This is a genomic window from Citrobacter sp. U14242 (assembly GCF_046555775.1).
Lineage (GTDB): Bacteria > Pseudomonadota > Gammaproteobacteria > Enterobacterales > Enterobacteriaceae > Citrobacter.
The window spans coordinates 88,623-110,775 of sequence record NZ_JBKGLW010000004.1 but is presented as its reverse complement, the minus strand read 5'-3'; the positions used below and the strand labels follow the sequence as shown (position 1 = coordinate 110,775).

General features: G+C 51.3%; 23 protein-coding genes and 1 pseudogene. 10 read left to right on the top strand and 14 right to left on the bottom strand.

Going from position 1 to position 22,153, the window contains the following annotated elements:
- Positions 1-261 precede the first annotated feature (261 nt).
- Together mdtJ and mdtI are read left to right on the top strand one after the other, a co-directional pair.
- The gene (gene mdtJ, locus ACLJXE_RS07620; RefSeq protein WP_286630325.1) at positions 262-624 is read left to right on the top strand and encodes a multidrug/spermidine efflux SMR transporter subunit MdtJ; all 363 of its coding nucleotides are present in this window, start codon (positions 262-264) and stop codon (positions 622-624) included.
- A complete protein-coding gene (mdtI, locus tag ACLJXE_RS07615) occupies positions 611-940 on the top strand; it encodes a multidrug/spermidine efflux SMR transporter subunit MdtI (protein WP_040233868.1) in 330 nt (109 codons plus the stop codon). Before mdtJ ends, mdtI begins: the two co-directional genes overlap by 14 nt.
- Before the next feature lie 34 nt (positions 941-974).
- Here the strand turns inward: mdtI and ACLJXE_RS07610 are convergent, their stop codons facing one another.
- From ACLJXE_RS07610 to msrP, 5 genes are all read right to left on the bottom strand, one after another.
- Entirely contained in the window at positions 975-1,796 is an 822-nt protein-coding gene (locus ACLJXE_RS07610) for a trypsin-like serine peptidase (RefSeq protein WP_410750539.1), read from the bottom strand.
- A gap of 270 nt (positions 1,797-2,066) precedes the next feature.
- Entirely contained in the window at positions 2,067-2,447 is a 381-nt protein-coding gene (gene asr / locus ACLJXE_RS07605; protein WP_271455396.1) for an acid resistance repetitive basic protein Asr, read from the bottom strand.
- Between the two features lie 137 nt (positions 2,448-2,584).
- Complete coding sequence (locus ACLJXE_RS07600; RefSeq protein ID WP_410750538.1) at positions 2,585-4,072, bottom strand: carboxypeptidase M32; 1,488 nt, start codon at positions 4,070-4,072, stop codon at positions 2,585-2,587.
- Between the two features lie 46 nt (positions 4,073-4,118).
- The gene (gene msrQ, locus ACLJXE_RS07595) at positions 4,119-4,745 is read right to left on the bottom strand and encodes a protein-methionine-sulfoxide reductase heme-binding subunit MsrQ (RefSeq protein WP_286630322.1); all 627 of its coding nucleotides are present in this window, start codon (positions 4,743-4,745) and stop codon (positions 4,119-4,121) included.
- Complete coding sequence (gene msrP / locus ACLJXE_RS07590; protein WP_286630321.1) at positions 4,746-5,750, bottom strand: protein-methionine-sulfoxide reductase catalytic subunit MsrP; 1,005 nt, start codon at positions 5,748-5,750, stop codon at positions 4,746-4,748.
- 190 nt (positions 5,751-5,940) lie between these two features.
- Here msrP and ACLJXE_RS07585 point away from each other — a divergent pair, with 190 nt between their 5' ends.
- From ACLJXE_RS07585 to ACLJXE_RS07575, 3 genes are all read left to right on the top strand, one after another.
- Positions 5,941-6,663: a response regulator transcription factor gene (locus ACLJXE_RS07585; RefSeq protein ID WP_286630320.1), complete on the top strand. Its 723-nt coding sequence runs from the start codon at positions 5,941-5,943 to the stop codon at positions 6,661-6,663.
- Positions 6,660-8,150: a sensor histidine kinase gene (locus ACLJXE_RS07580; protein WP_410750537.1), complete on the top strand. Its 1,491-nt coding sequence runs from the start codon at positions 6,660-6,662 to the stop codon at positions 8,148-8,150. The genes ACLJXE_RS07585 and ACLJXE_RS07580 overlap by 4 nt, the downstream gene beginning before the upstream one ends.
- 152 nt (positions 8,151-8,302) lie before the next feature.
- The gene (locus ACLJXE_RS07575; protein ID WP_410750536.1) at positions 8,303-8,989 is read left to right on the top strand and encodes a CPBP family intramembrane glutamic endopeptidase; all 687 of its coding nucleotides are present in this window, start codon (positions 8,303-8,305) and stop codon (positions 8,987-8,989) included.
- Between the two features lie 36 nt (positions 8,990-9,025).
- On the opposite strand, the gene ACLJXE_RS07570 is transcribed toward ACLJXE_RS07575, so the two are convergent.
- Positions 9,026-10,279 carry an MFS transporter gene (locus ACLJXE_RS07570; RefSeq protein ID WP_286630317.1) on the bottom strand — a complete coding sequence of 418 codons (1,254 nt, stop codon included), beginning with the start codon at positions 10,277-10,279 and terminating at the stop codon, positions 9,026-9,028.
- 158 nt (positions 10,280-10,437) lie between these two features.
- On the opposite strand from ACLJXE_RS07570, the gene ACLJXE_RS07565 reads away from it, so the two are divergent.
- The 3 genes from ACLJXE_RS07565 (at position 10,438) to bioD (ending at position 13,506) form a co-directional block, all read left to right on the top strand.
- Positions 10,438-11,337, top strand: a complete 900-nt coding sequence (locus ACLJXE_RS07565) for a LysR family transcriptional regulator (protein ID WP_286630316.1) — start codon at positions 10,438-10,440, stop codon at positions 11,335-11,337.
- A 128-nt stretch (positions 11,338-11,465) separates the two neighbouring features.
- On the top strand, positions 11,466-12,686 hold the full coding sequence (gene mlc / locus ACLJXE_RS07560; protein WP_286630315.1) for a sugar metabolism global transcriptional regulator Mlc: 1,221 nt from the start codon (positions 11,466-11,468) through the stop codon (positions 12,684-12,686).
- Between the two features lie 124 nt (positions 12,687-12,810).
- Positions 12,811-13,506, top strand: coding sequence for a dethiobiotin synthase (gene bioD, locus ACLJXE_RS07555; RefSeq protein ID WP_410750535.1), 696 nt, complete (start codon positions 12,811-12,813; stop codon positions 13,504-13,506).
- Here the strand turns inward: bioD and clcB are convergent.
- The 6 genes and pseudogenes from clcB to ACLJXE_RS07525 form a co-directional block, all read right to left on the bottom strand.
- On the bottom strand, positions 13,462-14,751 hold the full coding sequence (gene clcB, locus ACLJXE_RS07550; RefSeq protein ID WP_410750534.1) for a voltage-gated ClC-type chloride channel ClcB: 1,290 nt from the start codon (positions 14,749-14,751) through the stop codon (positions 13,462-13,464). The two genes, bioD and clcB, sit on opposite strands and share 45 nt — an antisense overlap.
- Before the next feature lie 120 nt (positions 14,752-14,871).
- Complete coding sequence (gene dmsD / locus ACLJXE_RS07545; RefSeq protein WP_410750533.1) at positions 14,872-15,486, bottom strand: Tat proofreading chaperone DmsD; 615 nt, start codon at positions 15,484-15,486, stop codon at positions 14,872-14,874.
- A gap of 42 nt (positions 15,487-15,528) precedes the next feature.
- Positions 15,529-16,383 (bottom strand): dimethyl sulfoxide reductase anchor subunit family protein, encoded by an 855-nt coding sequence (locus tag ACLJXE_RS07540; RefSeq protein WP_410750532.1) that lies wholly within the window; start codon positions 16,381-16,383, stop codon positions 15,529-15,531.
- A 1-nt stretch (position 16,384) separates the two neighbouring features.
- Complete coding sequence (locus ACLJXE_RS07535) at positions 16,385-17,002, bottom strand: DMSO/selenate family reductase complex B subunit (protein ID WP_048211714.1); 618 nt, start codon at positions 17,000-17,002, stop codon at positions 16,385-16,387.
- Positions 17,003-17,012: 10 nt separating this feature from the next.
- Positions 17,013-19,451 (bottom strand): annotated as a pseudogene (gene ynfE / locus ACLJXE_RS07530) (selenate/tellurate reductase subunit YnfE).
- Between the two features lie 149 nt (positions 19,452-19,600).
- Entirely contained in the window at positions 19,601-19,909 is a 309-nt protein-coding gene (locus ACLJXE_RS07525; RefSeq protein WP_410750531.1) for a DUF1161 domain-containing protein, read from the bottom strand.
- Between the two features lie 103 nt (positions 19,910-20,012).
- Between ACLJXE_RS07525 and ACLJXE_RS07520 the strand changes: the two genes are divergently transcribed.
- Positions 20,013-20,723 carry a YnfC family lipoprotein gene (locus ACLJXE_RS07520; protein ID WP_410750530.1) on the top strand — a complete coding sequence of 237 codons (711 nt, stop codon included), beginning with the start codon at positions 20,013-20,015 and terminating at the stop codon, positions 20,721-20,723.
- Between the two features lie 6 nt (positions 20,724-20,729).
- Here the strand turns inward: ACLJXE_RS07520 and speG are convergent, their stop codons facing one another.
- Entirely contained in the window at positions 20,730-21,290 is a 561-nt protein-coding gene (gene speG / locus ACLJXE_RS07515) for a spermidine N1-acetyltransferase (RefSeq protein WP_101743063.1), read from the bottom strand.
- A gap of 37 nt (positions 21,291-21,327) precedes the next feature.
- Positions 21,328-21,669 carry a DUF1283 family protein gene (locus ACLJXE_RS07510; RefSeq protein ID WP_410750529.1) on the bottom strand — a complete coding sequence of 114 codons (342 nt, stop codon included), beginning with the start codon at positions 21,667-21,669 and terminating at the stop codon, positions 21,328-21,330.
- A 154-nt stretch (positions 21,670-21,823) separates the two neighbouring features.
- Between ACLJXE_RS07510 and ACLJXE_RS07505 the strand changes: the two genes are divergently transcribed.
- Positions 21,824-22,150 carry a YnfA family protein gene (locus ACLJXE_RS07505; protein ID WP_005121149.1) on the top strand — a complete coding sequence of 109 codons (327 nt, stop codon included), beginning with the start codon at positions 21,824-21,826 and terminating at the stop codon, positions 22,148-22,150.
- Positions 22,151-22,153 lie beyond the last annotated feature (3 nt).

The window sequence follows — 22,153 nt, the reverse complement described above, 5'->3', positions numbered from 1 at the left end:
ATTATCATCCGCGATGATGAGAAGCAACACTGCGGATAATTGTAATATTATGGACAATACGTTCAGGATGTTTTTGCGTTTACCTACACTTCTTCGTACCTCTTCTACTTTCTTGCTTGCGGGTGAGCAACACTGGCGCAACGCGCTTTAGTCCTTTCTGCTGCCTGAGCTGGCGTTATGCGCTGAGCTATCTGATTCTATTTTTTGGTTTACTGCGTGCAGTAGGCCCAAAGGACTATATTCTCAAGCAGGAGAAGCATCATGTTTTACTGGATATTATTAGGTCTGGCCATTGTGGCTGAAATTACCGGTACGCTGTCAATGAAATGGGCAAGTGTAGGCCATGGTAATGCGGGCTTTATTTTAATGCTGGTAATGATCGCCTTATCGTATATTTTTCTTAGTTTTGCCGTTAAAAAAATCGCCCTTGGTGTGGCCTATGCCTTATGGGAAGGTATCGGAATTTTATTTATTACGCTGTTTAGCGTGCTGTTATTCGACGAAACCTTATCCACGATGAAAGTTGCTGGACTGGTCTCGCTGGTGTTAGGCATTGTGTTGATCAAATCGGGTACACGCAAGCCGGCAAAAGCGAGGAGGGAGGTGATCCATGCAGCAGTTTGAGTGGGTTCACGGCGCCTGGCTTGGAATGGCCATCGTTCTTGAAATCGTCGCTAACGTCTTCTTAAAATTTTCCGATGGTTTCCGCCGTAAGGCTTATGGCGTGTTGTCGCTGGTGGCGGTGTTAGCGGCCTTTAGTGCGCTGTCCCAGGCGGTAAAAGGGATCGACCTTTCTGTCGCCTACGCGCTGTGGGGAGGATTCGGGATCGCCGCAACGTTAGCCGCAGGATGGGTGCTTTTTGGTCAGCGCCTGAATAACAAAGGCTGGATTGGCGTCGCACTGCTTCTGGCCGGAATGATAATGATCAAACTTGCCTAATCTTCGTGCTGCCCGCAAACGTGGGCAGCATGTGTCATCCTTTCGCCAGTGCTTCGAGTTTATCGCGAAAACCCGTCACAGAAATGGCGCGATTATCTGCCCGCCAGCGATCTTTTGCTGCTGGAGCGGAGCTTTGCACACCAATCAATTGCCAGCCTGAATCTGTCTTTAACATCAATGGGGAGCCGCTGTCGCCAGGGAGCGTATCGCACTGATGCGACAAGACAGTATTTTGCGCCCAGCCAGTTACCACGCAATCCTGATGCGTGTACAGGTCATCCAGGTGATCTTCCGGGTACCCCGACTGAGTCACTTTACGGTCAGCAGCTTTTAGCGCAGCGGTTAACGCGGCTTTATCACCGTCAAATAACGGTAGCGGCGCGATCCCGGAGGGGGGATAACGTAACACCACCAGACCAAAATCCCACGGTGCCGCAGAAGGGGGGACAATCCAGCCGTCACCCTCTGCTTTTAGACGCTTGCCGAGAGAGGGATCAACCCGTCCTTCAATGCCGTGGATTTCATAACGCCAGATCCCCTTTTTCGACACAAAACGAAGCGCGACGGCTTTATCCGGCTTGCCTTTCGGTGGGGTGAGTAAGCAGTGCCCGGCGGTCAGGGCCAGGTGAGGTGAAATGAGCGTAGCCGTACACAGGTTGCCGCTGGCGGTTTCCAGTTGCCCGATAGCGTCCCACGGTGATTGCGTTGGGTCAGTCACCCTCACACGATCGTCATGACCAAAAAACAGCGTTTTTATGTTATCGGCTTCAGCAATGGTCGTTTCAGGCTGCTCCGCATGTGCAACGACAGGAAATAGACAAATTGAACCCAGTAATACCGCAATGGTTTTATGCATATCACACTCTGGTGGGGAATTATGATTATTAACAGCAAACCCTCAGTTAATACTATAGACGGGACGGCGGGAAAGTGGGAGTAAAATCAGATAACTACACTCAGGAAAGATAAAAATGCATGGCGATAAGCGCGCAAATTATCAGGGTAATAAGAATGAACTCAAAGCGGTAATGTGACACCATTTTACCCTCCGAAAGGCGGCGCTAAATCAGACTGATTTAGCGCCGTATGCTATGGCATGGGGGACGCCATGGTTACTACAGATGTTTTATGCAGCCGGTTGAGCAGCGGGTTTAGCGGTTTCGTGTTTTACTGCTTTTTTGGTGTGTTTTTTAGCGGCCTGAGCTTTCTGCTCTGCGGCTGGTTTGGTTGCTGCTTTTTTGGTGTGTTTCTTCGCAGCCTGAGCTTTCTGCTCTGGCGCTTTTTGTTCTACAGCCGGTTTAGCTGCGGATTTTTTAGCGTGCTTTTTGGCAGCCTGTGCTTTCTGCGGAGCTGCTTTGTGTTGTTTTTTATGATGAGTGGTTTTTGCCGGTGCGGCTTTTGTGGTCGCAGCAGCAGTCGGAGCGGTAGTAGCAGTTGTTTCAGCAGCAAATGCAGCGGAGGACAGACCCATAGCAGCGGCAACAACCAGAGCTAATACTTTTTTCATTCTCATACCCTCGATTTGGTTTTTCATTCAACCCCACTGCGGGGCCGTTGAAATAACTATATCGCTGTAATCTCTGGGCTTCCGTGAGTCATTGGTTTCGGCGTGTAACCGTTTGTACAATGACTCACGGTATATGATTACAGATAGCGGGCTTCCAGATGGGCGCGGAAATAGCGGCTGCTCAGCGATTCTCCGGTTGCCTGGGTAATGAGCTGCTCGGTCGTGAAACGACTGCCATGTTGCCAGATATTCTGGCGCAACCAGTCAAACAAGGCGCTGAAGTTTCCTTGCGCAATGGCGTGGTTTAAGTCTGGCAATGCGCGGTTAGCCGCACTGAAAAGCTGTGCTGCATACATCGCCCCCAATGTGTACGAAGGGAAGTAACCAAAACCGCCATCGGTCCAGTGGATATCCTGCATACATCCATTACGATAGTTCCCGATCGTAGAGAGCCCTAACCAGGCCTGCATTTTTTCATTCCACAAGGCAGGAATATCATCGACCTCAATGTCGCCGTTAATCAACGCGCGCTCGATTTCATAACGCAGGATCACGTGAGCAGGATAGCTAACCTCGTCAGCGTCAACGCGGATAAAGCCCGGTTTGACCTGCTGGTTCCAGGCGATGAAATTGCTTTCCTCAAAGGCGGGTTGATCGCCAAAATGCCGTGTTACTGCGGGAATTAACCGTTTCAGAAACGCCGGGCTACGGCCTAATTGCATTTCAAAGAACAGGCTCTGAGACTCATGGATGGCGGTCGATCGTGCCAGGGCAATAGGTTGTCCTGACCAGTTACGCGGCAGATTTTGCTCATAACGCGCATGACCTGTCTCATGAATGACGCCAAATAACGCGCTGAGCAGTTCGTTTTCATCATAGCGGGTGGTAATCCGAACATCTTCTGGTACGCCGCCACAGAACGGATGTGCACTGATGTCCAGCCGTCCTGCGGTAAAATCAAAACCTAACTGCGCCATGGTTTCAAGACCCAGCTCACGCTGAACTGCAGTCGGGAAGGGGCCTGTGGGGGCGATAAGCGATAGTTGCGATTGTTTGGCCACCACCTTATTGAGCAATTCGGGTAGCCAGCTTTTGATATCGGCAAAGAGAATATCCAGCCGGGCGCTGGTCATCTCTGGTTCAAAGACATCCAGCAATGCGTCGTAGGGCGAACATCCTTTCGCTTCTGCACGCAGTTGGGCTTCTTCGCGGCTGTACTTAACCACCTCTTTCAGGTTTTCAGCAAACCCTTCCCAGTCATTGGCTGGGCGTTGGCTGCGCCAGGCATGTTCGCAACGACTGCCTGCCAGTGATTTCGCTTCTACCAGTGATTCGGGTAGCAAGGACGCTTGATGATGTAGCCGTGACATTTCGCGCAGATTGGCCTGCTCGACATCGTTCAGGTCTTCCTGCTGTGCGGCGGCGATCCACTTTGCCACATTGGCATCGGTTAACAGTTGATGTTCAAGCACGCTCAGTTCAGCCAGCGCTTCACCCCGGGCTTTGCTACCGCCAGGCGGCATCATGGTAAACATGTCCCAACTGGCGATTGCCGAGAGGTGGGAGAAGCGAGAGAGGCGCTGGAACGTGCGGGTGAGTTGATGGTAATTATCATTGTTACTCATTTTTTGTTCTCGTTCTGCTTAGGTGTAGTGAGAAGTTTATCGTGATTCATTCACTTTTCATAAACACACCTTTATAACTGGTTTTCCGTAACAGCTTTTTATAGCGAAAAGCCAGCAGCACGACAAAACAAATGGCGTAGATAATGGGGAGCGGTGATAACACTTTTACCGACCACAGGTAATGCAGCGGTAGCAAAATAGCGGCCAGATAGACGTAGTTGTGCAACGTTTGCCAGCGTTTGCCCATTTTACGTTGCGCGACTTGTGTGGAGGTTAGCGTCAGCAGGAGTAAGATAGCCCAACCCGTCATGCCCAGCGTTAACCATGGGCGCGAAACCAGTTCACGTCCTAACAATCCTGGATTTTGTATACCCAGCTCCAGCAACGCATAGCTGGTCAAATGCAGCGTGGCCCATGCAAAACACCATAAACCTAACAACCGCCGGGTGCGAAACAACAAAGGCTGCTTTGCATAGCGCGCAAGCGGCGATATCAGCAGGGTAGCCAGCAAAAACTTCAGCGCGGTAATGCCTGTAAAGTGCTGGATATCTTTTCCCGGATCGGCACCTAACCCACCATGCTGTGCGGCCCAGAAGAGCCATAGCAGGGGTAAAAAACCGGCGAGATGCAACAACCCTTTCAGGCTGGTTATCTGTTTTGCGGTTAGCCTCACTTAAAAATACTCCCGTAAATCCATGCCCTGATATAAAGAAGCCACCTCATCGGCATAACCATTAAAAGGCAACGTGGGCTGTCGCTGTACATCAAGAATGCCACCCGAACCGATAAAACGCTCCGTGGCCTGAGACCAACGAGGGTGATCGACCTGTGGATTTACATTGGCGTAAAAACCGTATTCGTTCGGCGCTGACATATTCCAGGTCGTCGGCGGCTGCTCGCGCGTCAGCTTAATACTGACTATCGATTTAATGCCCTTGAAGCCGTACTTCCAGGGGACGGTCAGGCGTATCGGCGCCCCGTTTTGCGGTGGCAAAGCTTTGCCATACACGCCCACGGTTAGCAGTGTTAGCGGGTGCATAGCCTCATCCAAACGCAGACCTTCAACATAAGGATATTTCAACCCTCCGCCAATGAAGCGATCTTTCTGGCCGGGCATTTCATCAGGGGCGTAGCGAGTTTCAAAGGCGACGTATTTGGCGTGACTGGTTGGCTCAACCAGAGCTAATAATTTATGCAAAGGAAAACCCACCCACGGTATAACCATCGACCAGGCCTCAACGCAACGCATCCGGTAAATACGCTCTTCTAATGGAAAACGCGTGGTCAGCGCATCATGATCCAACGTTAAAGGTTTGTTCACCTCACCGCTGATGGTCAACGTCCAGGGATCGGTTTTCAGGCTACCGCCATTGGCGGCTGGATCGGCTTTATCCAGACCAAATTCATAGAAATTGTTGTAGCCCGTCACCTTATCTTCCGGCGTCAGGGACAGATTGTTTTGCCAGCGCTCAGGCTTTATGAACTCGAGCGTTTTGCCCGCCGGTGCAGGCGGACGATCGTTGCCTTTAAACCAATTCAACAAACTGGCCTGTGTCGGGGCAGGCAACGACGCCGCCGCCGCGCCTATCCCAAGGGCTTTGAGGATCTGTCGTCGTTGCATAAAAAAGACTGACTCGGCTGTAACATCAGCTTCCCGAAGTGGACGTTTTTTCTGCATAACGTTTCCTTTTTATTTTCATGTTAGGGAAAACAAAGCGGCGTTTCCCTGTTGATGCCTGAGGTGTCGATAACAACATACTGCGCGCCTGCGTATCCCAGGATCCTCACGAAAAGTTAAAAATTTTGTGATAACTTCCGCCCCTTGCCTGAGGTAAGCTTTCAGCACGACGAGAGGGGGGATGACACCGATGGCAGGCGCAAAAAAGATATTTTTGGTGGAAGATGACAGTGATATTGCCGCACTTTTGCAACTGAGCCTGAAGGATGAGGGGTACGAAATTATTCATGAGGCTGATGGAGCACGAGCGCTTGAGCAACTTGAGAAGCACGTCTGGGATGCTGTTATCCTCGATTTGATGCTGCCGGGCGTGGACGGTCTGGAGATTTGTCGTCGCATTCGTCAAATGAGTTTCTATCTCCCTGTCATCATTATCAGCGCCCGCACCAGTGAAACTCACCGCGTATTAGGACTGGAAATGGGGGCCGATGATTATTTAGCCAAACCTTTCTCGGTGCTGGAATTGATGGCTCGGGTGAAGGCACTGTTTCGCCGTCAGGCGGCTATGAGTCAGAATTTGCGTGTGGAGGCGGGGATTATTACCGTCCATGGCGTGCAGATTGATCCCTTAGCCCGGGAAGTCCGCCAGCATGGTACATCCCTCGATTTAACGCCGCGTGAATTCGATCTGCTCTATTTTTTTGCCCGTCATCCAGGGGAGGTCTTTTCGCGTCAGGCGCTGTTAGATCAGGTGTGGGGTTACCAGCATGAAGGGTATGAGCATACGGTGAACAGTCATATCAATCGCCTGCGGACCAAAATTGAAAAAGATGCTGCGGAGCCGGAAATTATTCTCACGGTTTGGGGACGAGGCTATAAGCTTGCTGCGGTTAACGCGGAGCATCAGCCATGATTTATCGCCTGTCGCTGAGCCAGCGTCTGACCCTTGTTTTTACCGCCATTATGCTGATTTGCGCGGTTGCCGTCAGCGTTGTCCAGATCCGCAGCAGTAAACAGTATGGCGACGCCATGGTGCAAAGGCTCTCGCTGGAACTGGCGAGCAAGATTGTCAAAAGTGAGTCGCTTATTGATGCCCGTGGGCAGGTGAATCGCCAGACGTTAAAAGGACTTTTTAATCACCTGATGACGCTCAACCCAAGCGTGGAGCTGTATCTGGTTTCACCGTCAGGTGAAATACTCGCCGATGCCGCTCCGCCTGGACATATTCAACGCCAGAAAATTAGCGTACAGCCGATCCAGGTTTTCCTTAATTCGGACGAACTTCCCGTATACGGCAACGATCCGCGCAGCAGCCAGCAAAAAGTATTCAGCGCCGCGCCAGTCTTATTTAATGGTGAGCTGCATGGCTATTTGTACATCATTCTGCAGGGCGAAGACGTGAATATGTTGGCGAATACAGCCTGGCAAAAAACGCTCTGGAATACCGTTGCCTGGACGTTAATACTGGTTTTATTAGCCGGTGCAATCGCGGGGGGACTGGTGTGGCGATGGGTGACGAACCCGGTGAAAAGGCTAACTGGTCAGGTGGTCAAGCTGGAGCAGGACAGCATTAGCGTCATCAAACAGCTGGCGCAAAAAAATCCCGAACCGGCCCCGGCGAATGAAATAGCGTTGCTGAACAATGCGTTTATCGAGTTAGCGCAGAAAATTGCACAGCAGTGGGATCTATTGGCTGACAGCGATCGTCAGCGCAGAGAGTTTATAGCCAATATATCGCACGATTTACGTACACCGCTGACTTCACTGCTGGGGTATCTGGAAATGCTGTCGCTGAAAGCCGATACAATGACGCCGGAGGAAAACCGACATTATCTTGGCATCGCGCTGCGCCAGGGACATAAGGTTCGCCATCTGTCACAACAGCTGTTTGAGCTGGCAAGGCTTGAGCATGGCGGTATAAAACCGCAGCGTGAACGATTTGCTATTGGCGAGCTAATCCAGGATGTGGCGCAGAAGTTTGATCTCCCTGTTGCCACGCGTCATTTACAGTTGCACCTTGACGTAATGGGGCCACTACCGTTGGTGAATGCTGATTTATCGATGATGGAAAGAGTTGTGACGAATTTGCTGGATAACGCTATCCGCCATACACCTGACGGGGGCGAAGTGCGGCTAAAAGTCTGGCGTGATGCAGACCGCTTGTTAGCTGAAGTGCAGGACAACGGGCCGGGGGTAGAAGAGGCTGTACGAGAAGTATTATTTCAGCGCCCGACCGCGTTAATTCCCCGTGAGCAGCGGGCTGAGCGAGGCGGACTGGGCTTACTGATTGTGCGCAGAATGCTCGAACTGCATGGGGGAGATATCAGCCTGGTTAATTCAACGGCAGGGGCCTGCTTCCGTTTTTCGTTGCCGCTGATGGATTCTTCACTGAGTCGCTGACCATGATGTTCCGGCGTACAGGGTTTATAACGCTTTCTGGCATTGTAACCCTGGACATGGCGTAAAAATTGGTAGGTTGTCAGTGATAATGAGAATTTTTATCGTATATTGATAATTCATCAACTTATCTTTGATAAGCGTAAGGAGATCGTATGTCACAGGATGCCGGCAACCTGTATCTCGTCAGAACCAAAGCGGTTGCTGGCTGTTTTTCAATGTTTTTGCTGATGTTTAGCCTCACGTTCACCCCGTTATTTTTCCCCGCAAGCCAGGCTCTGCTTGCCAAAGGGCTACTTTTCCCGCTGCTGTTTATACTGGAATTCGTCGTCCTGGTGCCGTTGTATTACGTTTTCTTTAGAAAAAGAGACGGTCTGGGAAAAGGAACATTCAACGCCCGGTGGTTTGCCATATTGTTTGTTGCGCTGCTGATTGTGCAACTCGTCCTGCCCTGGGTACTGGGGATCAGAAAGACCGAAGAATGGGTGACAAGTCAGGTCTCACTGAACAGCTACGCGCTCTGGTTATCCAGTGTCACGCTGATATTTATTGCACCCGTGTATGAAGAAATCATCTTCAGGGGCTGCCTGTTTAATGCCTTTCAGTACTGGTTCAATAATAAAACCGGATTGTCGTCCGTTATGGTGTCGGCTATTTTCGCCGTGATGCATACACAGTATGTGGATCTGAGAACGCTATTGATGTTGTTTATTGTGTCCCAGGTTTTGATCCTCGCGAGGCTGAAAAGTAACGGTTTACTGATGCCGATGATGCTACATATTTTGATGAACGGTACGGTAATTGCCCTGCAAATTAGCGCCCAGACGTTTATGTTACCGTGAAGTGTTTATGATGCCCGGTTTTTCGGGCATCATTGATTATGCGTGCAGACGATGGTGCAAACGGGCACCAACCAATAGCGCCAGCACCAGCATCAGTGCGATAAACCCGCCCACGCCGTTCCAGCCATAGCTATGCCAGAAAACACCCCCTAATGTACCGGCAATGCTTGAGCCCAGGTAATAGCTGAACAGGTACAGTGAAGAGGCCTGGCCTTTCGCGCGTTTGGCTCGCGGCCCGATCCAACTACTTGCCACGGAATGCGCCGCAAAAAAGCCGGCTGAAAAAAGCAACATACCGGCAAAAATCAGCCATAACGAGGTAAACAGGGTCATTATTAGCCCGAACAACATCACGCCTGTCGAGAACAACATTACCGGGCCGCGTCCATAACGGGTGGTCATGGAACCGGCTTTGGGTGAGCTCCAGGTGCCGGTAAGATAAGCCACGGACAACAAACCGACCACCGCCTGGCTGAGTTCCCACGGAGAGAGCATCAGACGGTAGCCGATGTAATTAAACAGAGTGACAAACGAACCCATCAGCAAGAATCCTTCTGCGAACAACAGCGGAAGTCCTCTGTCACGCCAGTGCAAACGGAAGTTGATAAACAGCGTTTTAGGCCGTAACGATGTCGGTCTGAAGTGCCGTGATTCCGGTAAGATCTTCCAGAACATTAGCGCGGAGGCAAGGGCAAAGCAGCCAATCGCCGCCAGCGCGATTCGCCAGTTGAAAAAGTCGGTAAACACGCCGCTAATCAAACGACCACTCATACCACCAATCGAGTTCCCGCTGATGTATAAGCCCATTGAAAAGGCAACAAAACTCGGGTGAATTTCCTCACTCAAATAGGTCATTCCCACGGCCGCCACGCCGCTCAGTGACAGTCCAATCAGCGCGCGCATGATTAAAATACCGTGCCAGCTGGTCATCATTGTAGAAAGCAACGTACAGCAGGAGGCCAGCAGCAACGCGGTGACCATCACCGGTTTACGGCCTATGGCATCGGAAAGTGGGCCGGTAAACAGTAAGCCGATCGCCAACATGGCCGTTGAGACAGAAAGCGAAATACTACTGCTGGCAGGCGATACGCCAAACTCATGCGACAACACGGGCAGTATGGGCTGTACGCAATAGAGAAGGGCAAATGTCGCCAGTCCGGCAGAAAAAAGCGCCAGCGTGACGCGCATAAAAGGGGATGTACCGCGTTTAATAAAACCATCCGGCGGAGTGACTATCTGTTCATCAACATCGCTCGCCGGGGCGGTATCGACAGTAGTTGTACGGCTCACTTAAAATCCTTGCTCAATCATTTGCATCTATACCCTGCGTTTTTCAAGCCACGTACTGCGACGTGAAATCCATTGGGTCTACAGGACCAGCTTTAAGAGTATGAAAATCACAATATTCTGTCTAATATATTAATAATCTCAAATAATATTTTAAAAGTATGAATATTGAACTGCGTCACCTACGTTACTTTGTGGCAGTTGCGGAAGAGTTGCATTTTGGTCGTGCAGCGGCACGACTGAATATTTCGCAACCGCCGCTGAGTCAGCAGATCCAGATCCTCGAACAGCAGGTTGGTGCACGGCTACTGGCGCGGACTAACCGCAGTGTGGCGCTTACCGCTGCCGGAAAACAGTTTCTGGCGGACAGTCGGCAGATCCTGGGGCTGGTAAATGAGGCTGCCGCCCGTGCCGAGCGATTACACCTGGGAGAGTCGGGGGAACTGCGTATCGGTTTTACGTCATCAGCCCCGTTTATTAAGGCTGTGTCCGATACATTGTCTCTTTTTCGCCAATGCTATCCTGCGGTGCATATGCAAACCCGTGAAATGAATACGCGCGAGCAAATTGCCCCGCTCAACGAGGGAACACTGGATTTAGGGCTCCTGCGCAATACGCAACTTCCGGACACGCTGGCGCGGGAGGTCATTTTGCATGAGCCGCTGATGGCGATGATCCCACGTGCACATTCTCTGGCGCAAAAACCAGTGGTTACGCTGGCGGAGCTGGCAAACGAGCCGTTTGTCTTTTTTGATCCGCATGTTGGAACGGGGTTGTATGACGATATTCTTGGCCTGATGCGCCGTTATGATCTGAAGCCAACCATCGCCCAGGAAGTCGGTGAGGCGATGACCATCATTGGACTGGTGGCCGCAGGATTGGGGGTTTCCATTTTGCCAGCCTCTTTTAAACGGGTGCAATTGTATGAAATGTGTTGGATCCCCATTGCGGAAGACGATGCGGTCTCCGAAATGTGGTTGGTGTGGCCGAAGCATCATGAACAAAGCCACGCAGCGCAACGTTTTCGCCAACAGCTTTTAGCCGCGGTGCAGCGCGGTTAATTTAGTTTAAAAATGGTCGAAAATGTGCAGTAAATCACAAGGCTAAGTAAAAAGTTGACGGAAACCATTGAAGTGCTTCACCATAGTCTACAGATTATTTCGGAGCGCGAAAATAAAGGGAGTAAGTGGTGGTTGCTGATAGTCAGCCTGGGCATATCGATCAAATTAAGCAGACCAATGCGGGCGCGGTTTATCGTCTGATTGATCAGCTGGGACCGGTATCGCGTATTGATCTCTCTCGCCTGGCACAATTGGCGCCTGCCAGTATTACCAAAATTGTCCGAGAAATGCTTGAAGCGCATTTGGTGCAGGAACTGGAAATAAAAGAAGCCGGTAACCGTGGACGTCCGGCTGTAGGGCTGGTGGTTGAAACAGAAGCCTGGCATTACCTGTCTATTCGTATCAGTCGTGGCGAGATTTTCCTGGCGCTGCGCGATCTGAGCAGCAAACTGGTGGTCGAGGATTGTCTTGAAATGGCGCTGGTCAGCGAGACGCCGTTACTGGAACGGGTTGTTGCGCAAGTCGATCAGTTTTTTATCCGTCACCAGCAAAAACTTGAGCGTTTGACCTCTATCGCGATTACCTTACCCGGCATTATTGATACAGAGAACGGTATCGTACATCGTATGCCGTTCTATGATGACGTCAAAGAGATGCCGCTGGGCGAAACGCTGGAGCGGCATACCGGCGTGCCGGTGTACATTCAGCACGATATCAGCGCCTGGACCATGGCAGAAGCGCTGTTCGGTGCATCACGCGGGGCGCGTGATGTTATTCAGGTGGTCATCGATCACAACGTGGGTGCAGGGGTGATCACTGATGGTCATTTACTGCATGCAGGCAGCAGTAGCCTGGTTGAAATAGGTCATACGCAGGTGGACCCTTACGGCAAACGTTGCTACTGCGGTAACCATGGGTGTCTGGAAACGATCGCCAGCGTCGACAGCGTGCTGGAACTGGCGCAAGTGCGATTGAAGCAGTCAATGAGCTCCTCTCTGCACGGACAACCGTTAACGGTAGACGCACTGTGTCAAGCGGCCATGCAGGGCGATTTATTGGCGAAAGATATTATTAGCGGCGTTGGAACACATGTCGGTCGTATCCTGGCCATCATGGTGAATTTGTTCAACCCGCAAAAGATATTGATAGGATCTCCCCTCAGTAAAGCCGCTGACATTTTGTTCCCGACCATTGCTGACAGCATTCGTCAACAGTCGCTTCCGGCCTACAGCCAGCACATTGTTGTCGAAAGTACGCAATTCTCTAATCAGGGAACGATGGCGGGGGCTGCCCTCGTTAAGGACGCGATGTATAACGGTTCTTTGTTGATTCGTCTATTACAGGGTTAACATTTTTTAACTGTTGTACGAAAAATTGCGCTATCTCAAGCTGGTTCTGGCCGTCATACCTTAGACTTTCTCCACTGTTTTATTTTCCTGACTTATATTTTCATAGCATACGGTGGAGTTAGTGATGCTGAAGCGTTTCTTTATTACAGGTACAGACACTTCTGTTGGGAAGACCGTGGTTTCCCGCGCATTACTACAAGCGTTAGCGTCAGGGGGTAAAAGTGTGGCGGGTTACAAACCCGTCGCCAAAGGCAGCAAAGAGACACCGGAAGGTATGCGCAATAAAGATGCGCTGGTACTGCAAAGCGTGTCATCCATCGAACTGCCGTACGAGGCGGTTAACCCTATCGCGCTGAGCGAAGACGAAAGTAGCGTGGCACATAGCGGTCCGGTTAACTACACCTTGTTATCTAATGGACTTGCAAGCCTGAGTGAGAAGGTTGATCACGTTGTTGTTGAGGGCACAGGTGGCTGGCGTAGTCTGATGAACGATCTGCGTCCGTTATCGGAGTGGGTGGTACAGGAGCAACTCCCGGTTCTGATGGTGGTGGGTATTCAGGAAGGCTGTATTAACCATGCCATTCTTACCGCACAGGCGATTGCCAGTGATGGGCTGCCGTTGATTGGCTGGATAGCAAACCGTATTAACCCGGGATTGGCGCATTATGCTGAAATCATCGACGTGCTAAGCAAAAAATTACCGGCACCGTTGATAGGTGAATTGCCTTATTTGCCACGTGCAGAGCAGCGCGAGCTTTCTCAGTACATTCGTCTGTCAATGCTCGGCAGCGTGTTGTCTGTAGATAGAGTCATGGCGTAACGTTCGCGACAGTACTGACGCCACGACGCAAGCAATCAACAGGCCGGGGAGCAGTCGATACTCCCCGGTCATTTCACAGACCATCAATGTCGACATAATGGGGGCATGGGTAGTCGCCGCCAGCAGTGTAGCCATTCCTGTTAAGCCCAACAGTACCGCAATTTCATCCGTATCCGGAAGCCAGAATCCCCATACCCGACCCAGCAACATACCGATCGATAAACCGACGAACAGTGTTGGTGTAAACACGCCGCCGGGTGCCCCTGACCCGCTACTGGCGAGTACGGCCAGTAACTTGCAGATGAAAATTCCACTGATGACGGCGAGCAAAGGTGGAGAGAGTAGATACGACTGTACCACGCTGTAGCCGTTGCCCCAGACCGCAGGAGTAAGTAGCGACAACAGGCCAACCATCAGACCGCCAAGGGCTAACTGGCCTGGTGGTGCGAGTTTTAAGCGCAAAAAACCGTTGTGGCTGGTGGTCATAAGCCACATAAAAAGAGGTCCGCAGAGACCAGCTAACAGGCCAGTGCTGATAATCATCACGTATTCCAGCACATGCAGTTCCCGTGTCAGATGAACGGTATACAGCAGCGCGTTGCTGTCGCTAAGCGCATTGGTTGTTAACAATGCGACGACGGCGGAGACAACCACCGGTCCTAATGAGGCGAGGATCAACGTGCCAAACAGCACTTCGGCAATAAATAAGCTACCTGCCAACGGAGCGTGATACGCACCAGCCATACCTGCAGCCGCCCCGCAGGCAATCCATAATTTCCATTCTGAACGCGGTGTGAAGCGTTGCGCGAAGCATGAGGCCGCCAGTGCTGCCAATAAAATCATTGCGCCTTCACGACCAATGGCGCTGCCGCTTGCCACAACGATCAAAGAGGCCAGTGATTTCACCAGACTTGCGCTGACGTCGAACTGTCCGTCAGTCTGCAGGGCTTCCATATAATCTGTGGGGGCCTGTGGGCGTAAACGATTAAATTTTTGCCAGCCCCAGAGCAAAAGCCCAGCCGCCAGGCCACCGAGCGCAGGTGTCAGCATGCGTCTGAACGGCGGCAGATTTGTCGCGGCGTTGACCAGGCTTCCCGTATCGTTACTCAGGAGCAGCCACTCAAGCAATTGCATCGCATGACGAAATCCGGCAACGGCCAGGGCTGCAAGGATACCAATCAGTGCGGCGAACAGTAGACGCCGAAACAGGGTACGCAGGTCAGGATAAGCATGTAAACGATGCATGGGTTGCCAGACAGGAAAATTCAGACGGCCTATTTTGCGGGTAATTTGCAGCAGAAGCAAAAGCTCAGCGTGCGAAACCCAGCGGTAAATGGGCAGGGAACATCCTGCCCATGGGCGAAATTAACGGAACAATGGTTTATTTGCCACCGGAACTAATAACTGTGACTGCCATTGTGCCAGCGTCAGGCGTGCCAGTTTACCCAACGCCTGGTAGAACGGATGGTCCGCCTTCTCGATAAAAACGTCGAGGAAGCGAGCCGACCATGGCAGTAGATGCCAGGCCAGCAATTGCTCACATTCGGTGTGACGGCCATTTTCGGCAAGCCAGGCAGTCAGCAGTAACAACGAACCAAAGTGATCTTCTGGCTCATTCTGTTGCAGTGCAATCTGAATGCCGTTGCCGCGCATCCATTGACGTAACGCCAGAGTGGATTCACCAAATAACACGTTTTCGCGATCCAGCCAGACCGAACCCCAGGGCGGGGATGGCAATGCGTAGGGACCGATAAATAAACGTTGCCAGGCTTGCGGGAGCGTTTCATCGCTATCCGTCTGCATCAGCGCAGCCAGTGGCGACAACGTAGCTTCCGGCAGCGGCCACTGTGCTTGCCAGCCATCAGCTTTTAACGCACTGACCATCGCAGATGCTTCAGCGCTATCTGGCGCATAGTAGAACAAGGCGCCCAGAACGCGCGCAGCGGTTGAAAAGTTGTCACGTTGTGAAAAATGGGTCATGCAAACAATCCTGAACAGTGCGGGTTGCCCCGCACCCGAGAGTTAACCTGCAACAGCCATTCCGACTGTCATATGCAAACCATAAAACAAACCACGACCAATGATTTCACCGGCCAGGACTAAAATTAAACCTAACGCCAGCCCAGCAGCATGCGGGTCTTTACGGCGGATAAGCGGGCATATCCAGCACCCCAGACCAGCGGCCAGTAAGACGATGCGCCACACCTGTAAGCGGCCGTAGTCAGGTACCAGTGCATTGGCGAATTGCACCGAACTGTGGATGGTGCCGAGGGAAAGCCCCTGCAGGACAATCACACCCGCACTAACCAGCAACGCCAGCACACTGATCCCCGCGAACACGTTGGCATTAAAAGAAACACCAGCAGCACGCAGTAGCAGGGCGGCAAAGAGTGGCCCGCTCAGAAGCATGGTCATGAAAAAGGCCACCGTAGTGTAACCATTATGCCAGGTCGGTACGGTATCTATCTGGTAAACGTTGGTCATCGCCCAGACAAACACCACGCCCAGCAGTATGCTTACCAGCAGCCATATTTTACCTAATGCAGCGGGCATTTTACCGAGAAAAGCGACCAGCCACCATAAACCACCGACGGCAAAAAACAGCGAACCGCTGGCAATTTCATTACTTAGCGCTGACTCACCGATTCTGTTCAGCGAGTTAAATGCGCGTAACGGAGACCCCAAATGCATAACCGAGGCCAGGAATGCGATGCCCATTACCAGCCAAAGAAAAAACATACTGCGAACAATGCGCTGCCTTATAACATCATCTTTGGCGGTAAACCAACCCAGCCCACTGACGATTAGCGCGCCTGCCACACATTGGCCCAGAACCGTGAACAGTACCAGCGGCCATTCATGCCATCCACTTCCCATTTTAGACCTCCTTCGGATTAGCCAGATAACCCGTGGTATCCCCGGTCGGGCGGCTATTGGCATTGGGTTTGATGACGATGCTCGGTTTGGTAAAGTGCGCGCCAGGTAACGGCGCAACCGCAGCCAGGGTACCGTGTTTTTTACGCAGTTCCTCTATCGGGCCGAAGTCCAGTGCACGTAGCGGGCAGGATTCGACGCAGATGGGTTTCTTACCCTCAGCAACGCGTTCATGACAGCCATCGCACTTGGTCATGTGTCCTTTGGCGGCATTGTATTGCGGTGCGCCATACGGGCAGGCCATGTGGCAATAGCGGCAGCCAATGCACACGTCCTCATCCACGACCACAAAACCATCTTCGCGTTTGTGCATCGCGCCGCTTGGACAAACCTTGGTACAGGCCGGGTCTTCACAGTGGTTACACGCAATGGAGAGGTAGTAGGCAAAAACGTTCTGGTGCCAGACACCGTTATCTTCCTGCCAGTCACCGCCGGCGTATTCGTAAATACGGCGGAAACTGACGTCCGGCGTTAAATTTTTGAAGTCTTTGCAGGCCAGTTCGCAAGTTTTGCAACCAGTGCAACGGGCGGAGTCGATAAAAAATCCGTATTGAGTCGTCATGGGTTAGTCCTTATACCTTCTCGATCTCGACCAGGTTAGTATGCTGTGGATTGCCTTTTGCCAGCGGCGATGGACGCTGAGTCGTCAGAGTGTTGACGCAGGCGCCATGATCAATCTTATCGCCAGTCATATCGGCATCATGCCATGCACCCTGGCCCATGGCGCTTACGCCGGGCAGGATCCGTGGCGTCACTTTTGCCGGAATACGCACTTCACCACGATCGTTAAAGACCCGTACCATATCGCCATTTGTAATTCCCCGTTTTTGGGCATCGACGGGATTTATCCAGACTTCCTGACGACAGGATGCCTGGAGAACATCAATATTGCCGTAGCTGGAGTGCGTACGGGATTTGTAGTGGAAACCAAACAGCTGTAGCGGGAATGAACTGCGTTTCGGGTCATCCCACCCTTCAAACGTAGATGCGTAAACGGGAAGCGGGCTAATCACTTCATCCTTTTGCAACTCCCAGGTGCTGGCAATTTTCGCCAGTCGGCTGGAGTAAATTTCAATCTTACCTGACGGTGTTTTGAGCGGATTGGTCTGCGGATCCTCGCGGAATTTTTTGTAGGCGACAAAGTGGCCGTTAGGATCTTTGCGTTTATAGATCCCCATTTTTTTCAGCTCGTCATAAGAAGGGAGCGCGGGGTCTTTAGCCAGCATTTTTGCATACAAATACTGGAGCCACTGTTCCTGGGTCCGTCCCTCTGTAAACCGTTGATAGATATCGTTGCCAAGACGTTTTGCAACTTCACTCATTATCCAGTAGATCGGCTTACGCTCGAACTTAGGCGACGTCGCAGGTTGAATAAAAATGAGATACCCCATGTTGCCTGCGTAGTCGTTAGGAATGATATCTTCCTGTTCAACGGTCATTAAATCGGGCAGCAGAATATCGGCATATTTGGCCGAAGAGGTCATAAAGTTTTCGATGACCACTATCATTTCGCATTTCGTATCGTCCTGAAGGATTTCATGCGTTTTATTGATATCAGAGTGCTGATTGGTGATGGTATTGCCCGCGTAGTTCCAGATAAATTTAATCGGCACGTCGAGCTTATCTTTCCCACGTACGCCATCGCGGGTTGCAGTCATTTCCGGGCCACGGGCAATGGCATCGGTCCAGCTAAAGCAGGATATCTGGGTCTTGATGGGATTGTCCGGCAGCGGCATGCGTTCAATCGTGATGGTGTAGGTTGATTCTCGTGCGCCGCTATTGCCGCCGTTGATGCCGACGTTGCCGGTCAAAATTGGCAACATGGCGATAGCACGTGAGGTTAGCTCGCCGTTTGCCTGACGTTGTGGACCCCAGCCCTGACAAATATATGCCGGTTTTGTGCTGCCGATTTCCCGAGCCAGTTTGATAATGCGTTCGGCTGGGATCCCGGTGACATGCGAGGCCCATTGGGGGGTCTTAGCTATACCGTCATCGCCATAGCCCAGAATATAGGCTTTATAGTGCCCGTTAGCCGGCGCGTCGGTGGGCAGCGTTTTTTCGTCATAACCCACGCAGTATTTGTTGAGGAACGCCTGGTCGACAAGATCTTCGTTTATCAGGACCCAGGCGATTCCCGCCACTAATGCAGCATCGGTTCCCGGACGAATAGGGATCCACTCATCTTCACGACCCGCGGCGGTATCGGTATAACGTGGGTCAATGACGATCATGCGGGCATTAGAGCGCTCCCGGGCCTGTTCCAGGAAGTACGTTATTCCGCCGCCGCTCATGCGCGTTTCGGCAGGATTATTACCGAACATCACCACCAGCTTCGTGTTTTCTATGTCGGAGGTGCTGTTGCCGTCATTTGAACCGTAGGTGTAAGGCATTGCCGCCGCGATCTGCGCGGTGCTATAGGTGCCGTAATGACTGAGGAAACCGCCATAGCAGTTCATCAGGCGGGCGACCAGCGAGGCATAAGGGGAGGAGCGCGTAATGTTGCCGCCTACAATGCCAGAGGTGTAGTTGATGTACACAGCCTCGTTACCGTATTTGTGCACGGTATTTTTCAAACTGACGCTGATGGTATCCAGTGCTTCCTGCCAGGTTATACGCTCGAATTTCCCTTCACCGCGTTTGCCCACGCGTTTCATTGGATAATTCAGGCGGTCAGGATGATTGATCCTCCGACGGATTGAGCGCCCACGCAAACAGGCGCGAACCTGGTGCTGACCATAAGTATCGTCACCGGTCGTGTCGGACTCCACCCAGACGACTTCGTCGTCTTTGACGTGGAGCTGCAGGGAACAACGACTGCCGCAGTTCACGGAACAAGCGCCTCAAACCACTTTTTCTTCTGCGGGTTGTATCGCCTGTTGTACCGCAGCGGCAGCGGTGCGCATTCCGAAAGGTAACGACAGCCCGCCCGCTGCAAGCGCCAGCGAACCGATAGCCGAGGATTTCACTAATGTCCTGCGGCTGATGCCTCCATATTGCTCAGTTTCCGACATAACTCACTCCATTATAGTTATCGCTATATATTAATTTCTATAACGAAATTAATAGCATGCTAATAATAGAGTGAGTTTACCCACTTATGGGTACGCTATCTTAATGCATATCAAACTGAAGTGACCCTCCGCGAACGGAGGGTAAAAATTTATTGCGGCTCAGCCACATGACCGTCCTGAGAAGGACTACTGTTCGCGGGAGCGTTACCGCTGTTGGTGCGGGTATAGAGGATTTTGTGTGTATCATTGGCACAATGACCAACCACCAGTGAATCAGGCTGATCGGCCTGGTCATTAGGAACAATATTCAGCGTGAAACTGGATTCCGCGACACCATTATTAATAATGCGCTGTTCGATATCACTCTTCACGCGCTCACATGACGCGGGCGCCGCGAGGATCTGCGGGGAAGCGACCAGTAATAAGCTCGCGGCAATTCCTATTATGTATTTCATCATCAACTCCTTTCGTGATCGACATAAACTAAGATTAGCATTTCTGGTGTAAATAACTGTATTTGCTAATATGATTGAGAATTATCTTCTTATCCCGGTGAAAAATGTGAAGAAACAGACCCTGTTAGGTTTCCTGTGTATTGTGTTGGCTGGGTGTGATAACGCCAAAGGGCTGGTTTCCTTTACGCCGGAAATGGCCAGCTTCTCCAATGAATTTGATTTTGATCCGCTACGTGGCCCGGTGAAAGATTTTAGTCAGACACTGCTCAATGACAAAGGCGAAGTGACTAAGCGCGTCACAGGTACGCTCTCGCAGGAAGGCTGTTTTGATACGCTGGAATTGCATGATGTCGAAAATAATACGGGAATGGCATTAGTGCTGGATGCGAACTTCTATCGGGACGCCGAAACGCTGGAAAAACGGATCCGTTTACAGGGGAAATGCCAACTGGCGGAACTGCCTTCTGCGGGCGTAGTGTGGGATACCGACGATAACGGTTTTGTTGTGTCCGCCACGGGAAAAGAGATGAAGGTGCAGTACCGGTATGACGCGGAAGGCTACCCGCTTGGCAAAACCACCATCAGTAAGGACAATACGCTGCAGGTTGATGCTAAACCGTCAGGTGATCCATTGAAAAAACTGGATTACACAGCAGTAAGCATGCTGAACGATCACCCTTTAGGTAACGTCAAACAAACCTGTGAGTATGATTCGTATGCTAATCCGGTCAACTGCCAGCTGGTTATCGTTGATGAAAGCGTAAAGCCGGCAGTTGAACATCATTACTCGATTGAAAACACCATTGATTACTACTAACCGTTTTTACTGAGCGGTAGGTTGTAACAGGTTGGAACCCGGTGTTTTGTGATCGGCCAGATATTGCTGTTGGAAGATACACATGCGAATGGTGTTACGGTATTGGCCGTTAATAAAGAACTCATGAATCAGTTCACCTTCCACCATAAAGCCAAGTTTGCGGTAGATGTGAATTGCTTTTTCGTTCTCTTTATCAACGATCAGATACAGCTTATATAAATTAAGCACGGTAAAACCGTAATCCATCGCCAGCTTTGCCGCGCGCGTTGCCAGACCTTTGCCCTGGTAATCCGGGGAAATGATGATCTGAAATTCAGCGCGGCGGTGCACATGGTTAATTTCAACCAGCTCCACCAGCCCGGCTTTCTCACCGTCACACTCGACCACAAAACGGCGTTCACTTTGGTCGTGAATGTGTTTGTCATACAGGTCTGACAGCTCAACAAAAGCTTCGTAAGGTTCTTCAAACCAGTAGCGCATGACGCTGGCGTTGTTATCAAGCTGATGGACGAAACGTAAATCTTCACGCTCCAGCGGGCGCAGCTTTACACTGAGGGCGCTTGCCATATCGTATCCTTTCAATATCTTCTGGTGAGCACAATGATTATGGGGCAACGACGCGGCCAGTGCGACGATCGAGACAACGCAGGGTGTTAGGCTCCCAGTACGCATTCAGGTTAGCGCTTTGTTCGCATTTATCACGGCTATCAAAAGCAGCGTCGGCTTTGTCCCATTCTTTCTCTGCACGCTTGTTGACTTTCTGACGCAACTGACGCGTATCGTTCCATTGTTCCTTTTCCATTGCAGCCCGTTGACGACTTTGCGCACTGTCCCCGGACTCTATGACCAGTTTACTGGTTTCAGCAAATGCGGAAGAGGTGTACACAGCCGCCGCCAGAGTCAGCATGGCCGTCAGGCACAGGCGTTTGGTCAGTGTAATTTTCATGGCGAATTCCTTTAATGAGAAAGGGAAAAAAATGATAAAACAGGGTTAAATTCTACACTATTCCTGCGCCAGGGCATACCCACTGGGCGCATATGGATACGTTGGACATATTCTGTCGTATCATGGTTAAACCGAAGGTAACTGAATAACTTCAATGCTTAAGACAACATTACTTTTTTTCGTCACCGCGTTATGCGAAATCATTGGCTGCTTTTTACCCTGGCTCTGGCTTAAGCGTGGGGCGACGGCCTGGTTGCTGGTTCCCGCTGGGGTGTCATTAGCTCTGTTCGTCTGGTTGCTGACGCTACATCCGGCGGCGAGCGGGCGGGTATATGCCGCGTATGGTGGCGTCTATGTGGTGACTGCATTGCTATGGTTACGCATTGTAGATGGCGTAAAGCTGAGCCTGTACGACTGGTCCGGCGCGTTAGTGGCACTGTGTGGGATGTTGATCATCGTGGCTGGATGGGGGCGCGCATAGCGC

Excerpts from the sequence above, each read along its gene's own strand:
- mdtJ (WP_286630325.1), top strand. The coding sequence starts at position 262 with ATGTTTTACTGGATATTATTAGGTCTGGCCATTGTGGCTGAAATTACC.
- mdtI (WP_040233868.1), top strand. The coding sequence starts at position 611 with ATGCAGCAGTTTGAGTGGGTTCACGGCGCCTGGCTTGGAATGGCCATC.
- ACLJXE_RS07610 (WP_410750539.1), bottom strand. The coding sequence starts at position 1,796 with ATGCATAAAACCATTGCGGTATTACTGGGTTCAATTTGTCTATTTCCT.
- asr (WP_271455396.1), bottom strand. The coding sequence starts at position 2,447 with ATGAAAAAAGTATTAGCTCTGGTTGTTGCCGCTGCTATGGGTCTGTCC.
- ACLJXE_RS07600 (WP_410750538.1), bottom strand. The coding sequence starts at position 4,072 with ATGAGTAACAATGATAATTACCATCAACTCACCCGCACGTTCCAGCGC.
- msrP (WP_286630321.1), bottom strand. The coding sequence starts at position 5,750 with ATGCAGAAAAAACGTCCACTTCGGGAAGCTGATGTTACAGCCGAGTCA.
- ACLJXE_RS07585 (WP_286630320.1), top strand. The coding sequence starts at position 5,941 with ATGGCAGGCGCAAAAAAGATATTTTTGGTGGAAGATGACAGTGATATT.
- ACLJXE_RS07580 (WP_410750537.1), top strand. The coding sequence starts at position 6,660 with ATGATTTATCGCCTGTCGCTGAGCCAGCGTCTGACCCTTGTTTTTACC.
- ACLJXE_RS07575 (WP_410750536.1), top strand. The coding sequence starts at position 8,303 with ATGTCACAGGATGCCGGCAACCTGTATCTCGTCAGAACCAAAGCGGTT.
- ACLJXE_RS07565 (WP_286630316.1), top strand. The coding sequence starts at position 10,438 with ATGAATATTGAACTGCGTCACCTACGTTACTTTGTGGCAGTTGCGGAA.
- bioD (WP_410750535.1), top strand. The coding sequence starts at position 12,811 with ATGCTGAAGCGTTTCTTTATTACAGGTACAGACACTTCTGTTGGGAAG.
- clcB (WP_410750534.1), bottom strand. The coding sequence starts at position 14,751 with ATGCATCGTTTACATGCTTATCCTGACCTGCGTACCCTGTTTCGGCGT.
- dmsD (WP_410750533.1), bottom strand. The coding sequence starts at position 15,486 with ATGACCCATTTTTCACAACGTGACAACTTTTCAACCGCTGCGCGCGTT.
- ACLJXE_RS07540 (WP_410750532.1), bottom strand. The coding sequence starts at position 16,383 with ATGGGAAGTGGATGGCATGAATGGCCGCTGGTACTGTTCACGGTTCTG.
- ACLJXE_RS07535 (WP_048211714.1), bottom strand. The coding sequence starts at position 17,002 with ATGACGACTCAATACGGATTTTTTATCGACTCCGCCCGTTGCACTGGT.
- ACLJXE_RS07525 (WP_410750531.1), bottom strand. The coding sequence starts at position 19,909 with ATGATGAAATACATAATAGGAATTGCCGCGAGCTTATTACTGGTCGCT.
- speG (WP_101743063.1), bottom strand. The coding sequence starts at position 21,290 with ATGGCAAGCGCCCTCAGTGTAAAGCTGCGCCCGCTGGAGCGTGAAGAT.
- ACLJXE_RS07510 (WP_410750529.1), bottom strand. The coding sequence starts at position 21,669 with ATGAAAATTACACTGACCAAACGCCTGTGCCTGACGGCCATGCTGACT.
- ACLJXE_RS07505 (WP_005121149.1), top strand. The coding sequence starts at position 21,824 with ATGCTTAAGACAACATTACTTTTTTTCGTCACCGCGTTATGCGAAATC.